Genomic DNA, 20,374 nt, shown 5'->3' with positions numbered 1-20,374 from the left:
AGGTTACTTCACTAATCTAATTAAGCTTTCTATAGTCGCTCTGCGGGCGCAGCCGGCGACGGCCGGACGGCGACTCCTGGGGCGCTGCTGGCCGCCGCCCTGCCGCCACGCTGCCCTCCCGTTCCCGGGTGGCGCTCCCCCGGGGACGGGAGGGTCCCCGGCTGCCGGCGGCGTGCTCACATCGGTGCCGGCGTCAGCAGCACGAACTCGGCCCCGGCCACATCCGCGCACACGGCGAGGCGCCCCACGCCCTCGGCGTCGCTGGGGGCCATCCGCACCGTGCCGCCGAAGGCGTTCACGCTGGCCGCGGTCGCGTCGCAGTCCGCCGTGGCGAACACCGGGTGCCAGTAGGGCCGGCGCCCGCCGGTCTGCGTCAGGTGCTCCGGCTGCGCCTCGGCGATGCCGCCGTGCATGCGCTGCTGGCTCTCCCCGGCCGGGGTCAGCATGGTGTATGAGCCCCCGCCGCCGGGCACGGTCATCTCGTCGGTCTGCCAGCCGAAGACGCTGCCGTAGAACTCCCTCGCCGCGGCCGGGTCCGGGGTGCAGTACTCGACCCACACCAGGGCACCCGGCTCGTCCACCGCCTCGATGCCGCCCTGCCCCCGTCCCGGCCGGAACACGGCGAACTGGCCGCCCGCCGGGTCGCTGAACTGCGCGAACGTCGCCTCCTCGCCCAGCTTCGTCGGCGGCACCCGCACCGAGCCGCCCGCGCTGACCACCGCGCGGGCCGTGGCCTGGGCGTCCGTGGTGGTGAAGTAGACCGTCCAGGCCGGGACGGCGCCCTCCTCGGTCAGCAGCCCCACCGCCGCGGCGGTTCTGCCCTCCAGCAGGAACGCGCCGTAGCCGCTGGGGTTCTTCCCCATCGGGCGCAGCTCCCAGCCGAAGACACCTCCGTAGAACGCGGCGGCCGCCGCGACGTCCGGCGTCCCCAGGTCGAGCCAGGACGGCGAGCCCGGGACGTAGTCGGTGGTGATCACGCTGGGTCCTTCCGGTCCGCGGGACACCCGCCCGCCGGGCGCCCCTCTCATCTGGCAGCGTGACACCCGCCGGCGGCGGCCGCCCGCCCGCTGGTCCATCCCGGTCACACCGGGCCGCCGGGCCGGGCGGGCGCGCCGCCCGGCGGCCCGGCGGCGCGTGTACTGGCCGGAGTGAACCAGCGGACCGCGAGCGGAAAGGAACGGCGGGCGGCATGGCACGGCGGGCCGGCGACGGCGGCGAGGACGTCCCCCAGGCGGTGGCGCCGATGCTGGCCACCGATGCCCCGCTGCCCGACGCCGAGGGCTGGGCGTACGAGTACAAGTGGGACGGCTACCGCTGCTGCCTGTGCGCCGCGCCCAGCGGCACGGCCCGGCTGACCAGCCGGGGCGGCAAGGACCTCACCGCCACCTACCCCGAGCTGGCCCGGCTGCCCCGCGCGGTGACCGCCGGCGGCGACCTGGTGCTCGACGGCGAGATCGTCGCCCTCGACGCCGACGGCCGCCCGGACTTCGGCCTGCTCCAGCGCCGCCACCAGCGCTCCCCGGGCCCCGGCGTGCTGGCCGGGGTGCCGGTGACGTACTTCGCGTTCGACGTGCTGCGGCTCGGCGGCCAGCCGCTGCTGGACGAGACATACCGGCGGCGGCGTGAGCGGCTGGCGGAGCTGGCGGCGCGCACCCCCGCGGACTTCCCGGCGCTGGCCGTGCCGCCGCACTACCCGCGCGCGGAGATCGGCCCTGGCGACCTGCTCGGCGTGGCGCGGCGCCACGGCCTGGAGGGCGTGGTGGCCAAGCGCCTGGACTCCCCGTACCTGCCGGGGCGCCGCTCCCGGCTGTGGGTGAAGAAGGCGCTGTTCGCCACGCAGGAGGTCGTCATCGGCGGCTGGCAGCCGGGCTCGGGCCACCGCGCCGCGTCGATCGGCTCGCTGCTGCTGGGCGCGCACGACGCGGCCGGGGCGCTGCGGTACATCGGGCACGTCGGCACCGGCTTCAGCGACCGCGCGCTCGCTGGCCTCTCGGAGCAGCTGGCGCCGCTGGCCCGGCCCGGCAGCCCGTTCGCCAACGCCGTGCCCGCGCCGCAGGCCCGGCGAGCGCGGTGGGTGGCGCCGCGGCTGACCGGGGAGGTGGCGTTCCGGACCTGGACGCGCGACCGGCGGCTGCGCCACCCGGTGTGGCGGGGGCTGCGGCCCGACGTCGCGCCCGGCGACGTCAGGCTGCCGGACGCGGCGCCGCCGGCCTGAACGCCTCCCCCGCCTGCCGCTAGTTGCCGAGGGCGGTCAGCCGCGCCATCTCCTCGTCGCTGAGGCGGAAACCCATGACGTCGGCGTTGGCGGCGATGCGGCCGGGGTCGGAGGAGCGGGGGATGGCGATGGTGCCGGTCTGGAGGTGCCAGCGGATCACGACCTGGGCGGGCGTGCGGCCGTGCGCCTCGGCGGCCTCCCGCACGGCGGGCTCGGCGAGCAGGTCACCGGCGCGGGCCAGCGGCGCCCACGCCTGGGTGGCGATGCCGTGCCGGGCGTGGTACTCCCGCTCGGCGGCGCGCGGCCGGTAGGGGTTGAGCTCGATCTGGTTGACGGCTGGCACGGTCCCGGCGGTGCGCAGCAGCTCGTCGAGGTCCTGGGGCGTGAAGTTGGAGACGCCGATGGCGCGGACGGCGCCGTCGGCCAGCAGCTTCTCCAGGGCGCGCCAGGTCTCGGCGTGCAGGCCGAGCTGCGGCTGCGGCCAGTGGATGAGGTACAGGTCGAGGTAGTCCAGGCCGAGCCGGCGGCGGCTGCCCTCGAAGGCGTCGAGCGTGGCCTGGTAGCCGTGGTGGTCGTTCCACACCTTGGAGGTGACGAACAGTTCCTCGCGCGGGATGCCGGACTCGGCGAGAGCGCGGCCGATCTCCTCCTCGTTGCCGTACATCTCGGCGGTGTCGATGCTGCGGTAGCCGGCGGCCAGGGCGGCGGCGGTGGCCTCGCCGCCGACCTTGTAGGTGCCGAAGCCGAGCTGCGGCATCCGCACGCCGTTGTTGAGGGTGATGTCGGGGAAGGCGGAAGTGCTCATGACCCGCAACCTACCTTCCCGGTCACCCCGGACCGATCACGGGCAGATTGGGCAGAAGTCACACCAGATAGGACAGCCAGGCGACGGTCAGGCTGGTCAGGGCGGTGAGCCCGCACAGGCAGGCGCACAGCACCCGCCTGGTGCGGGCGGCGTCGTGGTCCATGCCGGCCCTCACCCGCCCAGGGCCTCGGCCGCGCCCTCGCCGATGTCGCGGCGGCCGGTCTCGCGGGCCTGGTCGCCGGGGACGACGTCGGGGTGGTGCAGGTCGAAGGCCGGCGACTCGGAGCGGATGCGGGGCAGCGAGGTGAAGTTGTGGCGGGGCGGCGGGCAGGAGGTGGCCCACTCCAGGGAGCGGCCCCAGCCCCACGGGTCGTCCACAGTGACCTTCGGGGCGTGCCGGGCGGTCCACCACACGTTGTACAGGAACGGCAGGGTGGACAGGCCCAGCAGGAAGGCGCCGATGGAGGAGACGGTGTTGAGGGCGGTGAAGCCGTCGGCGGCCAGGTAGTCGGCGTAGCGGCGCGGCATGCCCTCGGCGCCCAGCCAGTGGTGGACCAGGAACGTGCCGTGGAAGCCGACGAAGAGCGTCCAGAAGTGGATCTTGCCGAGCCGTTCGCTGAGCATCGTGCCGGTGAACTTCGGCCACCAGAAGTGGAATCCGGCGAACATCGCGAAGACCACGGTGCCGAAGACGACGTAGTGGAAGTGGGCCACGACGAAGTAGCTGTCGGTGACGTGGAAGTCCAGCGGCGGGGAGGCCAGCAGCACACCGGTCAGGCCGCCGAAGAGGAAGGTGACGAGGAAGCCGACGGCCCACAGCATCGGCGTCTCGAACGACAGCGAGCCCTTCATCATCGTGCCGATCCAGTTGAAGAACTTCACGCCGGTGGGTACCGCGATGAGGAAGGACAGCATGGAGAAGAACGGCAGCAGCACCGCGCCGGTGGCGTACATGTGGTGCGCCCACACCGTCACCGACAGCCCGGTGATGGCGATGGTGGCGCCGACCAGGCCGATGTAGCCGAAGATCGGCTTGCGGCTGAAGACCGGGATGATCTCGGTGATGACGCCGAAGAACGGCAGCGCGATGATGTACACCTCGGGGTGGCCGAAGAACCAGAACAGGTGCTGCCACAGCAGCGAGCCGCCGTTGGACGCGTCGAAGATGTGGGACCCGAACGTGCGGTCCGCGGCGAGGCCGAACAGCGCCGCCGCCAGCACCGGGAACGCCATCAGCACCAGCACGCTGGTGAGCAGGACGTTCCAGGTGAAGATCGGCATGCGGAACATCGTCATGCCGGGCGCGCGCATGCAGATGATGGTCGTGGCGAAGTTGACGGCGCCGAAGATGGTGCCGAAGCCCGACAGCGCCAGGCCCATGATCCACATGTCGTGGCCGATGCCGGGCGAGAACGTCTCGCGGTTGAGCGGCGCGTAGGCGAACCAGCCGAAGCTCGCGCCGCCGGTCGGGGTCAGCAGCGAGGCGACGACCAGCAGCCCGCCGAAGGCGAACAGCCAGTACGACAGCGCGTTCAGACGGGGGAACGCCACGTCGGGCGCGCCGATCTGGAGCGGCATGACGGCGTTGGCGAACCCGGCGAACAGCGGGGTCGCGAACATCAGCATCATGATCGTGCCGTGCAGCGTGAACGCCTGGTTGTACTGCTCGGCTGTCAGCAGCTGGAGCCCGGGCCGGGCCAGCTCGATGCGCATCGCCATGGCCAGCAGGCCGCCGATGAGGAAGAAGCCGAAGGAGCTGGTGATGTAGAGGATGCCGATCCGCTTGTGGTCGGTCGTCGTCAGCCAGTCCACGATGGCCTCGCCCCGGGGCCGCCGCGGCCGGATCATCCTGGCGGGCGGCTCGGTCCGCTCCGCGCTGTCGGTGTTGGTTGTCGCCATCGCCGTGTCATCCCGTCGCTGGGGGGGTGTCTTCGCCGCCCCGTTGTAGCGGCGGTACGGCGGAAGGCGGGCAATTCACTCCGCAGTGGGCGTTTCCTCGACGAGCCGGGCGAAGTTCTTCAGCATGCGGCGGTGCCGCAGCTGGAGCACCGCCTCGGAGAGGCGGTTGTGCATGCGTCCGCCCGGGCCGGTCAGCGGGTGCTCGTCGATGATGACGAGCGTGTTCTCGCCCCACGGCCGCACGTCGATGGCGATGCGGGCCGAGCCCAGCGGGCGCGACTGCGCCTCCAGTTCGAGCAGCTTGCCCGGCTCGCAGCGGCGCACCACGGTGCGGCCGCTGAAGCGCAGCGGCCCGGCGCCGGCGGTGTAGCGGATCGCGGAGCCCTCGGCGGGCCAGCGGTCGTCCAGCGGGCGGGAGCCGGTGGTGCCGACGACCCACCGGGCGTAGGTGCGCCCGTCGCACAGCACGCGCCATACGTCCTGGGGCGGGCGCCGGATGAGGATGGGTCTGACCGCCATCAGCTGTGCTCCTGTGGTGTGCGGGTGGGGGAACGGCGGCGCCGGACGGGCCGCCAGGCGGACCGCAGCGCCGCCCGCGCGGCGTTCGCCCCGCAGGCGCCGTGCACGCCGCCGCCCGGGTGGGCGGAGGAGGAGGCCAGGAACAGGCCGGGGATGGGGGTGGCGGGCCGGCCGGTGCCGGGGACGGGGCGGAAGATCAGCTGCTGGTGCGGGGCGGCCGTGCCGCCGTTGAGCGAGCCGCCGACGAGGCTGCGGTTGCGCGCCTGGAGGTCGGGCGGGGCCAGCACGCGCCGGGCACGCACCGCGGCGCGGAAGCCGGGCGCGTAGTGCTCGACGGCTGCCTCGACGCGCGCCGCCAGCTCCTCGCGGCGGCGCGGGCCCCAGTCCGCGCCGTCGCGCGGGTGCTGCGGGACGTGGGTGTACGCCCACGCCGACTCGGTGCCCTCGGGCGAACGGCTGGGGTCGGCGGTCGTCATCTGGCCCAGCACCAGGCAGGGCCGCTCGGGCAGCACCCCGGTGATGACGTCGAGCGTGGCGTGGCTGAGGTGGCTGAGCCCGCCGGCGACGTGCACGGTCCCGGCCCCGGCCGCCTCCGGCGCCGCCCACGGGATGGGGCCGTCCAGCGCCCAGTCCGTCTTGAACGTCGCGAAGTCCCACTGGAACCGCCGGATGTCGGCCCGGAGCCTCGCGGGCAGCTCCTCCTCGGGCACCAGCCCGCCGTACAGCGCGGGCGCGGGCACGTCCGCCAGCACCGCGCGCCCGGCGCGCAGCGTCTCGCCGCCCGCCGTCCGCACCCCCACGCACCGGCCGCGCGCCACCACGACGCCGGCCACGGGTTCACCGCAGCGCACGACGCCGCCGCGCGCCGCCAGGCGCCGCACCAGCGCCCCGGTCAGCGCGCTCGCGCCGCCTTCCGGCACCGGCCAGCCCAGGCGCTGCCCGAGCATCACCAGCAGCCAGCCGAACGCGCCGCTGCCCGGCGACTCCGGCAGAAAGTCGGCGTGCAGGCCGCAGCCGGTCAGCAGCAGCGGCGCCCCCGGGCCGCGGAACCACTCCTGGCCCAGCCGCCGCGCGGGCAGCGTGAGCAGCCGCAGCAGCCGCGTCCCGCCCGCGCCGTGCACCGCCCGCGCCAGCCGCGCCCCGGCCCGCACCGGCGGGAACGGCCCGAGCAGCGCGTCGAGCAGCGGCCCGGAGACCTGGTCCCACAGCCCCAGCAGCCGCAGGTAGGCCTCGCCGTCGCCGGGCGCGGACCGCTCCAGGGCCTCGGCGGTGCGCTCCGGCTCCCGGTGCAGCACGGCGGCCCGCCCGCCGTCCCTCGGGTGCGCCAGCACGGACGGCGCGTGGGACCACCGCAGGCCGTGCCGCTCCAGCTGGAGCGCGCGCAGCGCCGGGGAGGCGGCGGCGAGCGGGTAGAAGGAGCTGAACAGGTCACTGACGAAGCCGGGCTCGACGCCCTCGTCGCTGCGCACGGCGCCGCCCGGCTCGGCCTCGGCCTCCAGCACGAGCACGCGCCAGCCCGCGTCGGCGAGGACGTTCGCCGCGACCAGGCCGTTGGGGCCCGCGCCGATGACGATGGCGTCGGCGTCGCGCGTCCCGCCGCCGCCCGTGCCCGCCACCGGTGCCGCCGGTCCCGCCGCCGTCATTCCCGCTCCCCCGGTCCCGCAGCGATCTCGCCGGCCCGCCCGCCGGGGCGGCGGCCCCGCAGCGGCGGGGTGTCGCCGCCTGCGCCGCGCGCCAGGCCCCGGGCGAACGCGGCGACCGTCTCGTCGGCCGGGCGCCGCGGCCGCCAGCCGAGTTCGCGCTCGGCCCGGCCGGTGTCCATGACGGGGAACGTCGTCACCGCGTCGAGCATGTACGGCGAGGTGGGCACCAGCCGCAGCCGCCAGGCGGCGGAGACGGCGGCCCGCACCGGCCGGTACGGCAGCGGCACGGCCCTGCCGCCGGTGGCGCGCGCCAGCATCTCCGGGTCGGCGACCGGGCCCGCCGCCAGGTTGAACGGCCCGGAGACCGGCCTGGTCAGGGCGAGGGCGAACGCCTCGGCGATGTCCTCGGCGTGGGTGACCTGGAAGCGCAGCCCCGGCAGCTTCGGCACCAGCCGCAGCGGGCGGGGCGGGCGCACCCGCGGCAGCAGCGGTCCGGCGAACATCCGCCGCTGGTGGGCGGGCGACTCGTCGCTGACGACGACACTGGGGCGCATCCGCACGGTACGCACGCCGGGGTTGCGCGCTTCGAAGGCGTCGAGCAGGCGCTCCGCGTACGCCTTCTCGCGCGGGTAGGCGGCGGTGGGCCAGGCGTGCGTGGGCCACGACTCGTCGATCGCCTGGTCCTTCGGCGCCGGCGAGTAGGCCACGAGAGACGAGGCGTGCACCAGCACCGGCACCCCGGCGGCGGCCACCGCGTCGAAGACGCGCGCGGCGCCGACGCAGTTGGTGCGCCAGGTGACGCGGGGCCGGTGGGAGGGCTGGAACAGGCATGCGAGGTGCACGACGGCCTCCGCGCCGTCGAACAGCGCGGCCAGCTCGTCCGCCGTGGCCGCGGTGATGTCCGCGTGCCGCCAGCGGGTGCCGGGCGGGGTGGCACCGGGCGGGCGGCGGGACAGGCCGGTGACCGCCCCGGCGTACGGGCCGCCGGACAGCCGCCGCAGCAGGGCGGTGCCGATGGTGCCGGTGGCGCCGACCACGACGACGCGCGGTGGCGTGGGGTGACCGCTCACGCCCGACCGGGTTGCCGCGAGCGGGCGGCGGAAACCCCGGCGGGCGCGCCGGCGGCCCGGCCCGGGGCACACGCCGGCCCGGCCGCTCCGCGGAGCGGCCGGGCGGGGCGGGGGCATCAGGTCAGTTCCGAGTAGCCGAACAGCTCCGCGTACCCGGTGGGCAGCTGGCTGAGCACCTTGTTCATCTCGCCGCCCGTCACCTGGTCGGAGAGCACGGAGAACACGACGCGGGTGTCGGTCTCCGCCGTCTCCTCGTCCTCCTCCGCCCGCTCGGCGACGTGGCGCAGGAACTCTTCCACGCCCCAGCTGCGGCCGGAGCCGTCCTCGGCGTTCTCGACCACCTCGTCCAGCGGCGTCGGCAGCTGGTCCGCCAGGTGCTGCGCCGACCTCGGGGGCAGCCGCTCGCCGAGCGTCTCCAGCACCGCTCCCACGATCCGTTCCGCCTCGTCACCGGGATACTCACCGCGCTCGCGCACGGTCGCGAGGAATTCTCCGTAGGACACGTCGTCGTCCCTCCTTAGTGCTCACTTGGTGCTCACTCAGTGCGCTCGTTGCTCGCCGCGTGCCAGGAGCGGGTATCCGGCCGTTCCGGAGCGGAAACGCCTGAGGTGAACCGGTTCGCCCACCCGTTTCCCCTGCCCGATTTGCGCGTGTATGTTCGAGATGTAGGGACCCGCAGCGGCGCGCAGACTGGGAACCGACCCAGGGAGAGCACGATGAACACACCCACACATCGGCGCCCCAGGCGTCACCCCCATCACGACGCACCCGACACCAGCCGCCAGTTCGCGCGCATCGCGCAGCTGCCGCCCTGCCGCGAGCGGGACCGGCTCTACGAGGACGTGGTCCGCGCGTGGATGCCGATGGCCGGGCGGCTCGCCCGCACCTTCCGTGACCGCGGCGAGTCGCTGGAGGACCTGGAGCAGGTGGCCGCGCTGGGACTGGTCAAGGCGGTCCACCGGTTCGACCCGCACCGCGGCCGGGCCTTCGAGAGCTACGCGGTGCCGACGATCACCGGCGAGGTCAAGCGGCACTTCCGCGACCACGTCTGGGGCGTCCACGTGCCCCGCCACACCCAGGAGCTGCGCAACCGGGTGCGCGCCAGCGTCCGCCAGCTCGACTGCCGCGTCGACGAACGGCCGCCCGACATCGGCCAGCTCGCCCGCCACAGCGGCCTGAGCGAGGACGAGGTCCGCACCGGCCTCGCCGCCATGGAGTGCTTCAGCCCGCTGTCGCTGGAGGCCGGCCTGCCCGGCACCGACGGCGACTACTGCCTGAAGGACGCGCTCGGCGGCAACGAGCCGGCCTACGACCAGGTCGTGGACCGCGAGTCCGTCCGCGACCCGCTGCGCGACCTGCCCGAGCGGGAGCGGCAGATCCTCTACCTGCGTTTCTTCCGCGGCATGACCCAGAGCCGCATCGCCGCGCACCTGGGCATCTCGCAGATGCACGTCTCCCGGCTGCTGGCCCGCGCCTGCGCGCGGGTGCGGGAGGCGGTGGACGGCACGGCCGGCGACGCCGGCGAGCGCGCGTCCGGCTGACGCGGCCCGCGGGCCCCTGGCACCGCCCCGTCGCGACGACGACCCGAAGGAGCCCGCATGCCCACCCAGCCCGCCGGGGCCGGTCCCCGGGCCGGCCTGCCGCGCGCCTCGGCCGCCGACGAGGCGCTCGTCGCCACGCACGTGCTGCTCCCGGCGCTGGCCGGGGGCCTGGCCCAGCGGCGGCGCGGCGCGATGGCGCGGGCGGAGCGGCGGCAGGCGGACCGGCCGGCCATCGACACGGTGCGCGGCCTGCGCGACCGGTACGGCCCCGGGCCGCTGCGGCTGCGCGCGGGCGGCAGGCCCATGGCGCTGCTGCTCGACCCCGGCGACCTGGCGCGGGTGCGGCGCGAGACGCCGGAGCCGTTCGCGCCCGCCGTCGCGGAGCAGCGGCGGGCGCGGGCCCGGTTCCGGGCGCTCGCCCCGGCACCCGCGCCAGGCCGCCGCGTCACCGCGGCGGCGCCCGATCCGGAGCCGCCGCCCCGCCAGGTGGCGCTGGCCGTGGCGCGGCGGGTGCATGAGGAGGCCGGCGCGACGCTGCGGCAGGCGGCCGCGGCCGGCGCCCTGACGTGGGACGGCTTCGCCGAGGGCTGGTGGCGCGCGGCGCGGCGCGTCGTGCTCGGCGACGCGGCGGCCGGGGACCGGGCGCTGACGGACCGGCTGGCCCTGCTGCGGAACGCCGGCGGCTGGACCGTGCCGCGCCCGGCGCCGCGGCGCGCGCGCACGGAGTTCCTGGACCGGGTGCGGCAGCGGGCCGCGCAGGCGCCGCCGGACTCGCTGGCCGGGGCCGCGCGGCAGGCCGGGACCGACCCGGTGGATCTCGTGCCGCAGTGGCTGTCCGCGTTCGGCACCGGCGGGCCCGTCACGCTGCGGGCGCTGGCGCTGCTGGCGGCCAGCCCGCAGCACGCGGCGCGGGTGCGGGGGGAGCTGGCGCTGGCCGGCGGCCTGGAGGGCACCGGCGAGCCGCCGTTCCTGCGGGCCTGCGTGCGCGAGTCGGTGCGGCTGTGGCCGCCGGCGCCGCTGCTGCTGCGGGTGAGCACCCGCGCCACGGCCTGGCGGGGCGCGCTGATCCCGGCCGGGACGGTGTTCGCCGCCTCCATCCCCTACTTCCACCGTGACGGGCCCGCGGGCCCGGCCGCCGATGCCTTCGTGCCGGAGATGTGGCTGGACGGGCGGGCCGCGGCCAGCCCGGCGTTCGTGCCGTTCGGCGGCGGCACCGGCCACTGCCCGGGAGCGCACACGGTGCTGCTGGCGGCGGCCGCGTGGCTGGCGGCGCTGCTGGCGGGCCACACGTTCCTGCTGCGCCCCCCGGTGCCGCTGACGCCGCAGGCGCCCGTGCCCGTGACGCTGGACCACTTCGCGCTGCGCTTCACCGTCGCGCCCGGATGACCCGGCGGGGGACACCCCGGCGCGGGCGGGTACCCGGCGGTCATGACGCACCATGGTGAGGACCTTCCGATCGCGGACTACGACCAGCTCAGGACCGGCGACCTCGGCCACCGCATCCGGTCGCTGGGCCGCGAGGACCTGCGGCGCGTGCGCGAGTACGAGCGCGCGCACGCGGCCCGCCCGCAGGTGCTGATGATGCTCACGGCACGCGAGGACGCCCTCGCCGCCGGCGCCGAGCAGTCCTTTGGCGGCGCCGCGGAGACGGCACCGGCCGGCGGGCGGCACGGCTCCCCGGTGTCCCCGGCGACGGCCGCGCCGCCGCACTCGCCGCCGCCGCACGGCACCCCGCACCAGTCCGGGAAGCCCAAGGGGAACCGCTGACTGGCGCACCCCGTGCGCGCCCCGGCCCGGGGGCCGTACGCTGTGCCGCATGTCGCGCTTACGCCGGGTGGCGCTGCGGCTGCACGGCGGGGGCCGCTTCCCCGACGACCTGCGCGCCCTGCTCGCCCGCGAAGGGCTGATCCTCCTGGAAGAGGAGCTGTTCGGCGTCTACCGGTGCCGCCTGCCGGGCGCGGTCAGCACCCGCGCGTTCGCGGGCGGCGTCGCGGTGACGGGCGAGCGGCTGGTGGTGTGGACCGGCCGGGTGGCCCGCCACCTGGACGTGGCGCACGGCCACAGCCTGCGCCGCCTGGTGACCGTGACAGCCGACCGCCCGGACCGGGTGGTGTTCTGCTACGACGCCGGGCTGTTCCGCCCGGACCGGCCGGGCACGCGCGAGATCCGGCTGCGCACCCCGCAGGCGCGGCTGCTGGCCGAACTCCTCGCCTCCTTCGACGAGCCGGTGCCGTGAGCACCGGTCAGATCACCCGGAACAGGTCGGCGGCGGCGCGCGGGTCCGTCAGGTCCGTCACGGACCGGAGGTTGTCGCACAGCGCGTCCAGCACCGATCCGGCCGCGGCGGCGCGCGGGGCGCCGACGGCGACGCCGAACAGCCGGAATCCGAGCCGCCGCTTGGCCCGCTGCCAGCCGCGCGTCCACTCCTGGGTCACGTCGCACTCGTCGTCGGTGAGCAGCACGATGTCGCCGCGGGCGCGGGCGGCGCCGTCGAACTCCTCGGCCAGCAGCCGGCTCGCGGCCGTCAGCGGCGCCTGGTAGCTGGTGCCGCCGCCGAGGAACGTCTCGGCGAAGGCGAGCACGTCGGCGGTGGCGGCGGGCTGCCCGGCCGGGAAGCGGCAGACGCGGAGCCGGTCAGCGGAGGAGAACAGGATTCCGACGAAGTCCCGCCCGGCGCGCCGGGCCTGGTCGAGCAGCGCCAGCGCGCACGCCTTGGCCCACGCCTCCCGGGTGACGCCGCCGGGCCCGGAGACGAGCATGGAGTGCGAGGTGTCCACGCACGCGATGACGGCGCCGCGGCCGGTGGCCTGCTCGCCCTGGCTGTCGTAGCGCATCAGCTCCCCGGCGGCGTAGCGGGCGGCGAACACCGCGCGCAGCTGCGGCAGGCCAAGGTGGACCAGTTCGGAGGGGACGAGGCGGGTCAGGTCGTCGCCCAGGGTGACGCCGACGAGTTCGCCGGTGGCGTGCTCGGTCCGGCGGGCGCGCTCGCCGCTGGCCATCTGCCGGAAGCGGCCGATGAGATCGGCCCAGGCCGCCAGCCGGGAGGTGCGCAGCCGCTCGGCCAGCCGGGCGCGTTCGGCGAACGGCAGCCGCGCCAGCTCGCCGGGGCCAACGCCCCACGCCCGGGTCAGCGCGGCTTCCTGCCGCAGCGCCTCGGCGGCGGCCGCCGCTCCGGTCCGGGCGGCGGCGCGCAGGGCGGACGCCGCCTGGCGCGCAGCGGCCCCGGCGGCTGCCGCGGCCGCGTGCCCCGCCGCCGCCCCGTCCGGCCGCCGGGCCCGGGCCGCCCGCCCGGCCGGGTCGGCGGCGTCGCGGGCGTGCTCCAGCATCCGGCGCAGCGCACTGGCCTGGGCCAGCACGGCCATGGCGGCGGCGTACGGGTCACCGGCGGTCTCGCGGCGCAGGTCCGCGAACTCCCGGGACGCCACCAGCGCGGTGACGACGCGGTGGTTGGCCAGCCGGGAGGCGTCCATCCCGGCGCGGTCGCGCAGCCGGGGCCGCACCTGGTACGCCGCCAGGAAGACATCGGCGAGCAGGTCCGCGGCGTGCGGGTGACGCGCCGTCAGCTCCGCGGCCAGCTCCCGCAGTCCGGCGGACTGGCCGAGGGTGTCGCGCCAGGCCATGCGGTCGGCCGGGTCGGCGGGCACGGCCCGGGTGTGGCGCCCGGGGCCGGTGCCGGGCTGGCCGCCCGTCACGGCTGGGCCCGCACCGCGCTGGCGTCCACGCCGAGCGCCTCGGTGAGGACGCGGGCGCGGACGGCGCGCTGACGGCCGGCGACGCGGTCGATGGCGGTGGTGGAGCGGCCGGCGCGCGCCGCCGTCTCGCGCAGCCGCTCCAGCCGGGTGCCCGCCCGGGCCAGCCGGCTGTGGGCGACCTTGATGACCCACTCGCTCAGCGCCTCGCGGGACTGCCCGGCCATGGCGTCGAGCTGCGCCTCCAGCTCGTCGAGTTCGTCGGACACCTCCAGCGCCTCCCGGGCGCTGGGGTTGACCAGGTGCAGCACCTCGCGTTCGACGGCGGGGCGTTCGGCGGGCGAGTGCCACAGCACGTGGGTGAGCACCGGCAGGTCCTGCTCGGCGACGTGGGCGCGGCCGCCGAGGAAGGCGGACGCCTGGAGCAGCCCGACCGCCTGCCGCCAGCGGCGGTCGGAGGCGACGAGTTCCCTGCGGCGCAGCGCGGCGCGCAGCGTGCACAGCGCGTCGACGACCGGGTCGGGAACCGCCACGGCAGGCACCGCCTCGGTCACCGCCCAGCGCAGCGCGGCGAGTTCGACGGTGGTGCGGGCGGCGGGCTCGGCGGGGCGCCGGACGGCGGAGCGCAGCAGTGCGGCGAAGTTGGCGGGGTCGGCCAGGTAGCCGACCTCGACCCGTACCAGCAGCCGGTCGTAGATGGCGGCCGCGTCGTCGTCGCCGGGCAGCTCGTTGCTGGCGGTGATGGCGCTGATCAGGGGGCAGCGGATCGGCTCGCCGCCGTTCTCGGGGTGGTAGATCCGCTCGTTGAGGAAGCCCAGCGTCTCGTTGAGCGCGGCCGTGGAGCACTTGAAGATCTCGTCGATGAACGCGACGTGCGCGGTCGTGGCGCGGCCGTCGTACACCTGCCGGTACTCGCCGCGGGCGAGGGCGGCGACGTCGATGGGCCCGAACATCCGGGTCGGCGCGGTGAACTTCGACAGCAGGATCTCCCAGTACGAGGCCCCGTCGATCCGGCCGGTCAGCTCCCGGGCCAGCTCGGACTTGGCCGTGCCCGGCGGCCCGAGCAGCAGCGAGTGCTGCCCGGCCAGCAGCGTGGTCACCAGCGTCCGCACCACGTCGTCCCGTTCGTAGAACCGGTCCGACAGCTCCGCGCAGACCGCCCGCAGCCTCGCGGCGGTCTCCCGCGCGTCCCACGCGTTCGGCGCTGTGCTGCCCGTCTCCATGTCGGCTCCTTCGCCCCCTTCGCCGCGCCTCGGGCGGCCGGGTGCCGGTTCCGCCCCTCGCCCCGACGCTACGCCGGTGCGGGGCGGCGGGCTCACCGGGAGGGTACGGGCACGGTCCCGGCGCGCAGCGCGGTGGTGGGCGGACCGGTGACGACGACGGTGACGCGGGTGCCGGGCGGCAGCGAAGGGGCCGTGTCGTACACGCACTTGAGGGCCTTGGCGACGTAGCGGCGCTCCAGCGGCACGCCGTGGCGCGCCTCGAAGGCGTCGGCGAACTCGGTGAGCGCGGCGGGCAGTCTGCCGTAGCCGCCGCCGTGGTGGGTGTGGCTGATGTGCCAGTTGGCGAACGTCCGCCCCCAGCCCTCGCGGTGCAGCCGCTCCACCTCGCGCTCCAGGTAGCCCTCGGCGCCCTTGAGGACGGCGACACCCCAGGCTCGCGCGCCGGGCGGCAGGGCGGCGGCGATGCCCGCCAGCGTGCCGCCGGTGCCGACGGGGCAGCAGACGAGATCGCGCGGCCCCAGGCCGGGCAGTTCGGCGGCGATCCCGGCGGTGCCGCGCGCGGCCAGCGCGTTGCTGCCGCCCTCGGGCAGCACGTACGCGCGGCCCCAGCGGCGTTCGATGTCCCGCCGCACGGCGGCCGTGCCCAGCCCGTCCCGCAGCGCCCGGTAGGTGCGCCGGTCGACGAACTCCAGCCGCATGCCGTTGCGTTCGGCCGCCGCCAGCAGCCAGTTGCGGGGCGCACCGGCCAGTTCGTCACCGCGGATGACGCCGGTGCTCTCCAGCCCCAGCGCCGCCGCCGCGGCAGCGACCGCGTGGACGTGGTGGGAGTAGGCGCCGCCGAAGGTGAGCAGACGGGTGTGGCCCTGATCGAGGGCGGCGCGCAGGTTCGGCGTGAGCTTGCGCCACTTGTTGCCGGGAACGTCCGGGCCGAGCAGGTCGTCCCGCTTCAGCCGCACCTCCACCCCGGCCCGCGCCAGCACCGGGTCCGCCACGGGTGTCAGCGGCGTGGGCAGGTCGGCGGGCAGCAGCATCGGCACAAGTGTACGAACGGCGGCGGTGCCGCGCCCGGCGGAACCGGCGCTGGGATTACGACGGCTGCCACGACCCGGTCCTGACCGCCGAGCCGCTCGCGCTGATCGAGGGCGCCGGCCGTCCGCGCCGCCGCCAGCGGCCCGCCCGCGATCCGTCAGCGTTTCGTTCTTCTTTTTCCCTACCGGCGGGCGGGCCCGGTGGAGTCGAATGGCGGGGTGGACGACGCCCGACCCTCTCCCCCATCGCGCCGCCCGGCGTTCGCCGCCCTCGCCGGGCTGCTCGCGGCGGCGGCCGGGCTGGCCTCGGCGGAGCTGGCGGCGGTGGCCGTGCGGCCCGAGTCCAGCCCCGTCACCGCCGTCGGCGAGGCCGTCATCGACCGCACCCCGCCGGCGGTGAAGGAATGGGCGATCGCGACGTTCGGCACCGCCGACAAGCTGGCCCTCCAGTGCGGCATCGTCCTCCTGCTCGCCCTGTACGCCGCCGGGCTCGGCCTGCTCACGCTGGCGCGCCGCGTCCCCGGCCGCCCGCTGGCGGCGGCCGGGGCACTCGCCTTCGGCGCCGTCGGCGCGGCGGCGGCCTGGAGCCGTCCGGACGCCCAGCCCTCCGACGCCGGGCCGTCCCTGCTCGGCTCGGTCATCGCCGCCGTGGTGCTGCTGGTGCTGGCCCGCCGGATCCCGGGCACCACACCCCCCGGCGACGCGGACGACGCACCGGCGACGGGCAGGCGCGCGTTCCTTGTCGCCGCCGCCACCGCCACCGCCGCCTCGGCGGGCGGCGGCGCCCTCGCCCGCACCCTGCGCGGCGCCGAGACCGCCCAGGCGGAGGCCGCGCGGACCGCCGTGCGGCTCCCCGCCCCCGACTCCCCCGCGCCGCCCGTGTCCCGCGGCGCCCAGCTCAGCGTGCGCGGCCTCGACCCGTACTTCACCCCCAACGACCGCTTCTACCGCATCGACACCGCGCTGTCGGTGCCCCACGTGGACGCCGAGGCGTGGCAACTGACGATCCACGGCCGGGGCGTGCCGCAGCCGCTGACCCTCAGCTACCGCGACCTGCTGCGCCGCGAGATCGTGGAACGCGACATCACCCTGACCTGCGTGTCCAACACGGTCGGCGGCAACCTGGTCGGCAACGCCCGCTGGCTCGGCGTCCGCCTGGCCGACCTGCTGCGCGAGGCGGGCGTCCGCCCGCCGTCTGAGGGCGGCCCGGCGGACCAGCTGGTGGCGCGCTCGGTGGACGGCATGACGCTCGGCAGCCCGGTAGAGACGGTGATGGACGGCCGCGACGCCCTGCTCGCCATCGGCATGAACGGCGAACCCCTGCCGTTCGAGCACGGCTTCCCCGTCCGCATGGTCGTGCCCGGCCTGTACGGCTACGTCTCGGCGTGCAAGTGGCTGCAGGACCTCGAACTGACCCGGTTCTCCGACTTCGACGCCTACTGGATCCGCGGCGGCTGGTCGCCGGACGGCCCCATCAAGACGCAGTCCCGCATCGACACCCCCGGCCACTCCGCCACGGTCCAGCCCGGCACGGTGCCGGTCGCCGGGGTGGCGTGGGCGCAGCACACCGGCATCGACCGGGTCGAGGTGCGGGTCGACGACGGCCCGTGGCACGAGGCGGAGCTGGCCGAGGAGGCCAGCGTCGACACCTGGCGGCAGTGGGTCTGGCAGTGGGAGGCCACGGCGGGCACGCACGTGCTGGAGGTCCGCGCCACGGACCGCACCGGCGAGACACAGACCGCCGAGGAGTCCGGCGCCGTGCCCGACGGGGCCACCGGCCACCACCGCGTGACGGTGCACGTCTCCTGACGCGCCGCGTCCAGCACCCCCGCCCGGCACCCGCCGCGTGACCGTCACGCACCATGGGACGGAGCCGCGCCGCGACCAGCGGCGCCAGCACCGACCCACAAGGACGATTACGTGTCATCCCCCAACCCCCCACGTAACCGGCGCCGTTCACTCGCCCTCGGCGCCGCCGGCCTGGCCCTCGCCGGGGCCGCGCTCGCCCCCGCCCCGGCGTCGGCCGGGCCCGCCGGCACCGGTGAACCGCTCGACGAGACCCTCGCCCGGATACACGAAGCGGGCATACCCGGCGTCTACGGCGCCACCCGCGACGGCGGCCAGCGGTGGCACGGCGCCTCCGGCGTCGCCGACACCAGCACCGGCCGCCCCACCCAGCCGCAGATGCGGCACCGCATCGGCAGCGTCACCAAGACGTTCACCGCCGTCGGCCTCCTCCAGCAGGCCGAACGCGGCACTGTCGACCTCGACGCCCCCGTCGCCGACTACCTGCCCGGCCTGCTCCCCGACGACCTCGGGCAGGCCGTCACGGTCCGGATGCTGCTCAACCACACCAGCGGCATCGGCGACTACGTCCTCCTCGCCTTCCCCTCCCTCCTCGAAGGCACCGGGGACAGCCTGGAGGAGCACCGCTTCCGCGAGATCACGCGCGAGGAGCTCGTGGCCCTGGGCCTCCAGGCTCCCCGCACCGGCGAGCCGGGCGAGCGCCACTCCTACTCCAACACCAACTACGTCATCGCGGGCCTGCTGCTGGAAGAGGTCACCGGCACCGACGCCCAGGACTACCTCACCGAGCACGTCATCCGCCCCGCCGGGCTGCGGCACACCTACTTCCCCGACGGGCCCCGCCTGCGCGGCCCGCACGCGAAGATGTACGAGGGCCTGCACGGACTCCTCGACCCGCCACGGGACTTCAGCGTCTACCACATGTCCTGGGCCGCCGAGGCCGGGGCGCTGGTCTCCACCATGGACGACCTCAACACCTTCTACGCCGCGCTGTTCAGCGGCGAGCTGATCAGCGACGCGTCCCTGGCCGAGATGATGACCACCGTGCCCGTCGAGGACGCCACCGGCCAGATCGTCGGCGCCTACGGTCTGGGCCTCTACCCGCTCCAGCTGCCCTGCGGCACGTTCTGGGGCCACGACGGCGCCGTCTGGGGCGCGGGCACCTACGCCTTCTCCTCGCCCGACGGCGAGCGGCAGGCGTCGCTGGGCCTCACGCGCATGAAGTACCAGGAGGTCACCGAGGACGGCGAGCTGGTGCCGCACCCGGCCGACCAGGCCGCCTCCATCCACCTCGTCGTGGCGCTGTGCGGCGAGGACGCGCTGTCCCCGGCCCGCGCCGCCACCGCCCCGCCGGTGCTGCCCACGCCGTCGGCGCTGCCCGCCGCGACCCGCTGAGCAGCGGTTCCGCCCGGCCGCCGCGCACCGAAACGCGCTTGAGCGCCGCCGCCTGCGCTGTGAGAATCGGCGGCCGGACGGAACAAGGCGGTGTACAAGGTGCCGGGAAGCACAGCGGCGGACAGCAAGCGGACGGCCCGCCGACGGCACTGTGCGCTGCTGCTGGCCGTCGCGGTCGACGCCCTCGGCATGGGCCTGTACCTGCCGCTGTCGCTGCTGTACTTCCTCCACGCCACCGACCTGGACGTGGCGGCGATCGGCGTGCTCGTCAGCGTGACGACCGCCCTGGCCCTGCCGTTCCCGCTCCTCACCGGGCGGCTGGTCGACCGGCTCGGGCCCCGGCTCGTGGTCGCGGCCGGCCAGGCACTGCAAGGCGCCGGCTTCCTGTGCTACCTGACAGTGTCCGGGGCGGCGTCCCTGGTGGGGGCCGTGCTGGTGACGTCGGTGGGCCTGCGGGTCTACTGGTCGTCCATCTTCACCCTGATCGCCGACCAGGCCGACGCCGAAGGGGAAGCCGAGGCCAAGGACCAGTGGTTCGCCCGGACCGGCATGATCCGCGAGGCGGGCGGCGGAGGCGGGGCGCTGCTCACCGGCGGCCTGCTCGCCCTCGACTCGGCCCGCGTCTACGACTGGCTGATCCTCGGCAGCGCGGTGGCGTACCTGGCCGCCGCGCTCGTCGTCGTCCTCGCCGTCCCGTCCGTCCCGCAGGCCCCGCCGCCGCCCGAGGGCCGGACCGGCATCCGCGCCCTGCTGCGCGACCGGCCCTACCTCGGGCTGATCGGGACGTGCACGATCTTCGCGCTGTGCAGCACGTTTCTCGTGCTGTCGCTGCCGGTCTACGTCGTCCAGGGCCTCGACGGGCCGGCCTGGCTGCCCGGGCCGCTGCTGGCGCTGAACACGCTGCTGCTGGCCACCTGCACGGCGGCTCTCACCCGCTTCGTCCGCCGCCGCCTGACCCGGCCCCGCGCCCTGGCCTGCGCCGGCGGGCTGTGGGCCCTGTGGTGCGCCGCCACGGCGTCGGCCGTGCTGCTCCCGGCCCGCACGGCGGTGCTGGTGCCGTTCCTGGCGGCGACGGTGGTGTGCTACACCGCCGCCGAGATGATCTCCGGGCCCGCGACGAACGCGCTGGCCGCCGACGCGGCGCCGCCCGGGTCACGCGGCACGTACCTGGCCGCCTACCAGTACAGCTTCGCCGTCGCCAACATCGTCGCGCCCAGCCTGTTCGGCCTGCTCTTCAGCCAGAACCGGCTGCTCCCCTGGCTCGCCGTGGGCCTCCTGGCCGTCCTGGGCGCCCTCCTCATGCTGCGGCTGGAACGCCACCTGCCTCAGGAACCGCCGCTCCGCAGCGCCGCCACGAACGCCGACCAGGCCGGTACCGACACCGCCACCACCTGATCCGGGCTCTTGCTGTCCCGCACCGGCACCAGCCCGGCGCGGCCGAAGGCCACTTCAACGCACTCGCCGCCGTTTGAGGAGCTATAGCTGCTGCGGTGCCAAGCCGTCTCAGGGATGCGCGGACAGGTCATGATGACAGTCCCTTG

At 76.0% G+C, this 20,374-nt stretch carries 19 protein-coding genes; 8 read left to right on the top strand and 11 right to left on the bottom strand.

The window, feature by feature from the left end; all coding sequences use genetic code 11:
• Positions 1 to 176: 176 nt before the first annotated feature.
• Entirely contained in the window at positions 177 to 977 is an 801-nt protein-coding gene (locus tag JK356_RS00825) for a VOC family protein (protein WP_201865487.1), read from the bottom strand.
• A gap of 212 nt (positions 978 to 1,189) precedes the next feature.
• On the opposite strand from JK356_RS00825, the gene ligD reads away from it, so the two are divergent.
• On the top strand, positions 1,190 to 2,215 hold the full coding sequence (ligD, locus tag JK356_RS00820; protein WP_201865486.1) for a non-homologous end-joining DNA ligase: 1,026 nt from the start codon (positions 1,190 to 1,192) through the stop codon (positions 2,213 to 2,215).
• A gap of 19 nt (positions 2,216 to 2,234) precedes the next feature.
• On the opposite strand, the gene JK356_RS00815 is transcribed toward ligD, so the two are convergent.
• The 6 genes from JK356_RS00815 to JK356_RS00790 all read right to left on the bottom strand — a co-directional run bounded on the left by JK356_RS00815 (position 2,235) and on the right by JK356_RS00790 (position 8,654).
• Positions 2,235 to 3,020, bottom strand: coding sequence for an aldo/keto reductase (locus JK356_RS00815; protein ID WP_201865485.1), 786 nt, complete (start codon positions 3,018 to 3,020; stop codon positions 2,235 to 2,237).
• 171 nt (positions 3,021 to 3,191) lie between these two features.
• Positions 3,192 to 4,868: a cytochrome c oxidase subunit I gene (ctaD, locus tag JK356_RS00810; protein WP_236670575.1), complete on the bottom strand. Its 1,677-nt coding sequence runs from the start codon at positions 4,866 to 4,868 to the stop codon at positions 3,192 to 3,194.
• 126 nt (positions 4,869 to 4,994) lie between these two features.
• Positions 4,995 to 5,438, bottom strand: coding sequence for an SRPBCC family protein (locus tag JK356_RS00805; RefSeq protein WP_201865483.1), 444 nt, complete (start codon positions 5,436 to 5,438; stop codon positions 4,995 to 4,997).
• Positions 5,438 to 7,081: an NAD(P)/FAD-dependent oxidoreductase gene (locus JK356_RS00800; RefSeq protein WP_201865482.1), complete on the bottom strand. Its 1,644-nt coding sequence runs from the start codon at positions 7,079 to 7,081 to the stop codon at positions 5,438 to 5,440. Before JK356_RS00800 ends, JK356_RS00805 begins: the two co-directional genes overlap by 1 nt.
• Positions 7,078 to 8,151: an NAD-dependent epimerase/dehydratase family protein gene (locus JK356_RS00795; RefSeq protein WP_307815344.1), complete on the bottom strand. Its 1,074-nt coding sequence runs from the start codon at positions 8,149 to 8,151 to the stop codon at positions 7,078 to 7,080. The genes JK356_RS00800 and JK356_RS00795 overlap by 4 nt, the downstream gene beginning before the upstream one ends.
• A gap of 116 nt (positions 8,152 to 8,267) precedes the next feature.
• Positions 8,268 to 8,654 (bottom strand): DUF2267 domain-containing protein, encoded by a 387-nt coding sequence (locus tag JK356_RS00790; protein WP_201865480.1) that lies wholly within the window; start codon positions 8,652 to 8,654, stop codon positions 8,268 to 8,270.
• Between the two features lie 213 nt (positions 8,655 to 8,867).
• On the opposite strand from JK356_RS00790, the gene JK356_RS00785 reads away from it, so the two are divergent.
• From JK356_RS00785 to JK356_RS00770, 4 genes are read left to right on the top strand one after another with little or no spacing between them, the layout of a single operon-like run.
• Entirely contained in the window at positions 8,868 to 9,692 is an 825-nt protein-coding gene (locus JK356_RS00785; protein ID WP_201865479.1) for a SigB/SigF/SigG family RNA polymerase sigma factor, read from the top strand.
• A gap of 57 nt (positions 9,693 to 9,749) precedes the next feature.
• The gene (locus JK356_RS00780; protein WP_201865478.1) at positions 9,750 to 11,078 is read left to right on the top strand and encodes a cytochrome P450; all 1,329 of its coding nucleotides are present in this window, start codon (positions 9,750 to 9,752) and stop codon (positions 11,076 to 11,078) included.
• A 42-nt stretch (positions 11,079 to 11,120) separates the two neighbouring features.
• Entirely contained in the window at positions 11,121 to 11,459 is a 339-nt protein-coding gene (locus tag JK356_RS00775) for a hypothetical protein (protein WP_201865477.1), read from the top strand.
• A 49-nt stretch (positions 11,460 to 11,508) separates the two neighbouring features.
• Positions 11,509 to 11,928 (top strand): hypothetical protein, encoded by a 420-nt coding sequence (locus JK356_RS00770; RefSeq protein WP_201865476.1) that lies wholly within the window; start codon positions 11,509 to 11,511, stop codon positions 11,926 to 11,928.
• Between the two features lie 7 nt (positions 11,929 to 11,935).
• Here the strand turns inward: JK356_RS00770 and JK356_RS00765 are convergent, their stop codons facing one another.
• From JK356_RS00765 to JK356_RS00755, 3 genes are all read right to left on the bottom strand, one after another.
• Positions 11,936 to 13,384 carry a VWA domain-containing protein gene (locus tag JK356_RS00765; RefSeq protein WP_307815343.1) on the bottom strand — a complete coding sequence of 483 codons (1,449 nt, stop codon included), beginning with the start codon at positions 13,382 to 13,384 and terminating at the stop codon, positions 11,936 to 11,938.
• The gene (locus tag JK356_RS00760; RefSeq protein WP_201865475.1) at positions 13,381 to 14,604 is read right to left on the bottom strand and encodes an AAA family ATPase; all 1,224 of its coding nucleotides are present in this window, start codon (positions 14,602 to 14,604) and stop codon (positions 13,381 to 13,383) included. The genes JK356_RS00765 and JK356_RS00760 overlap by 4 nt, the downstream gene beginning before the upstream one ends.
• 92 nt (positions 14,605 to 14,696) lie before the next feature.
• A complete protein-coding gene (locus JK356_RS00755) occupies positions 14,697 to 15,635 on the bottom strand; it encodes a 1-aminocyclopropane-1-carboxylate deaminase/D-cysteine desulfhydrase (protein ID WP_201865474.1) in 939 nt (312 codons plus the stop codon).
• 216 nt (positions 15,636 to 15,851) lie between these two features.
• Between JK356_RS00755 and JK356_RS00750 the strand changes: the two genes are divergently transcribed.
• The 3 genes from JK356_RS00750 (at position 15,852) to JK356_RS00740 (ending at position 20,228) form a co-directional block, all read left to right on the top strand.
• Positions 15,852 to 17,441, top strand: a complete 1,590-nt coding sequence (locus JK356_RS00750; protein WP_307815342.1) for a molybdopterin-dependent oxidoreductase — start codon at positions 15,852 to 15,854, stop codon at positions 17,439 to 17,441.
• A 111-nt stretch (positions 17,442 to 17,552) separates the two neighbouring features.
• A complete protein-coding gene (locus JK356_RS00745) occupies positions 17,553 to 18,833 on the top strand; it encodes a serine hydrolase (protein WP_201865473.1) in 1,281 nt (426 codons plus the stop codon).
• Positions 18,834 to 18,932: 99 nt separating this feature from the next.
• Positions 18,933 to 20,228: an MFS transporter gene (locus JK356_RS00740; protein ID WP_201865472.1), complete on the top strand. Its 1,296-nt coding sequence runs from the start codon at positions 18,933 to 18,935 to the stop codon at positions 20,226 to 20,228.
• Here the strand turns inward: JK356_RS00740 and JK356_RS00735 are convergent.
• Positions 20,159 to 20,359, bottom strand: coding sequence for a DUF397 domain-containing protein (locus JK356_RS00735; protein WP_201865471.1), 201 nt, complete (start codon positions 20,357 to 20,359; stop codon positions 20,159 to 20,161). The two genes, JK356_RS00740 and JK356_RS00735, sit on opposite strands and share 70 nt — an antisense overlap.
• Positions 20,360 to 20,374 lie beyond the last annotated feature (15 nt).

The sequence above is a fragment of the Streptomyces sp. 7-21 genome (genome assembly GCF_016741785.1).
Classification (GTDB): domain Bacteria; phylum Actinomycetota; class Actinomycetes; order Streptomycetales; family Streptomycetaceae; genus Streptomyces.
This window is presented reverse-complemented; position numbering and strand designations above follow the sequence as displayed.

Bases quoted from the DNA above. Each gene is read 5' to 3' on its own strand.
- JK356_RS00775 (WP_201865477.1), top strand. From the start codon at position 11,121: ATGACGCACCATGGTGAGGACCTTCCGATCGCGGACTACGACCAGCTC.
- JK356_RS00770 (WP_201865476.1), top strand. From the start codon at position 11,509: ATGTCGCGCTTACGCCGGGTGGCGCTGCGGCTGCACGGCGGGGGCCGC.
- JK356_RS00760 (WP_201865475.1), bottom strand. From the start codon at position 14,604: ATGGAGACGGGCAGCACAGCGCCGAACGCGTGGGACGCGCGGGAGACC.
- ctaD (WP_236670575.1), bottom strand. From the start codon at position 4,868: ATGATCCGGCCGCGGCGGCCCCGGGGCGAGGCCATCGTGGACTGGCTG.
- JK356_RS00785 (WP_201865479.1), top strand. From the start codon at position 8,868: ATGAACACACCCACACATCGGCGCCCCAGGCGTCACCCCCATCACGAC.
- JK356_RS00755 (WP_201865474.1), bottom strand. From the start codon at position 15,635: ATGCTGCTGCCCGCCGACCTGCCCACGCCGCTGACACCCGTGGCGGAC.
- JK356_RS00800 (WP_201865482.1), bottom strand. From the start codon at position 7,081: ATGACGGCGGCGGGACCGGCGGCACCGGTGGCGGGCACGGGCGGCGGC.
- JK356_RS00780 (WP_201865478.1), top strand. From the start codon at position 9,750: ATGCCCACCCAGCCCGCCGGGGCCGGTCCCCGGGCCGGCCTGCCGCGC.
- JK356_RS00735 (WP_201865471.1), bottom strand. From the start codon at position 20,359: ATGACCTGTCCGCGCATCCCTGAGACGGCTTGGCACCGCAGCAGCTAT.
- JK356_RS00805 (WP_201865483.1), bottom strand. From the start codon at position 5,438: ATGGCGGTCAGACCCATCCTCATCCGGCGCCCGCCCCAGGACGTATGG.
- JK356_RS00815 (WP_201865485.1), bottom strand. From the start codon at position 3,020: ATGAGCACTTCCGCCTTCCCCGACATCACCCTCAACAACGGCGTGCGG.
- ligD (WP_201865486.1), top strand. From the start codon at position 1,190: ATGGCACGGCGGGCCGGCGACGGCGGCGAGGACGTCCCCCAGGCGGTG.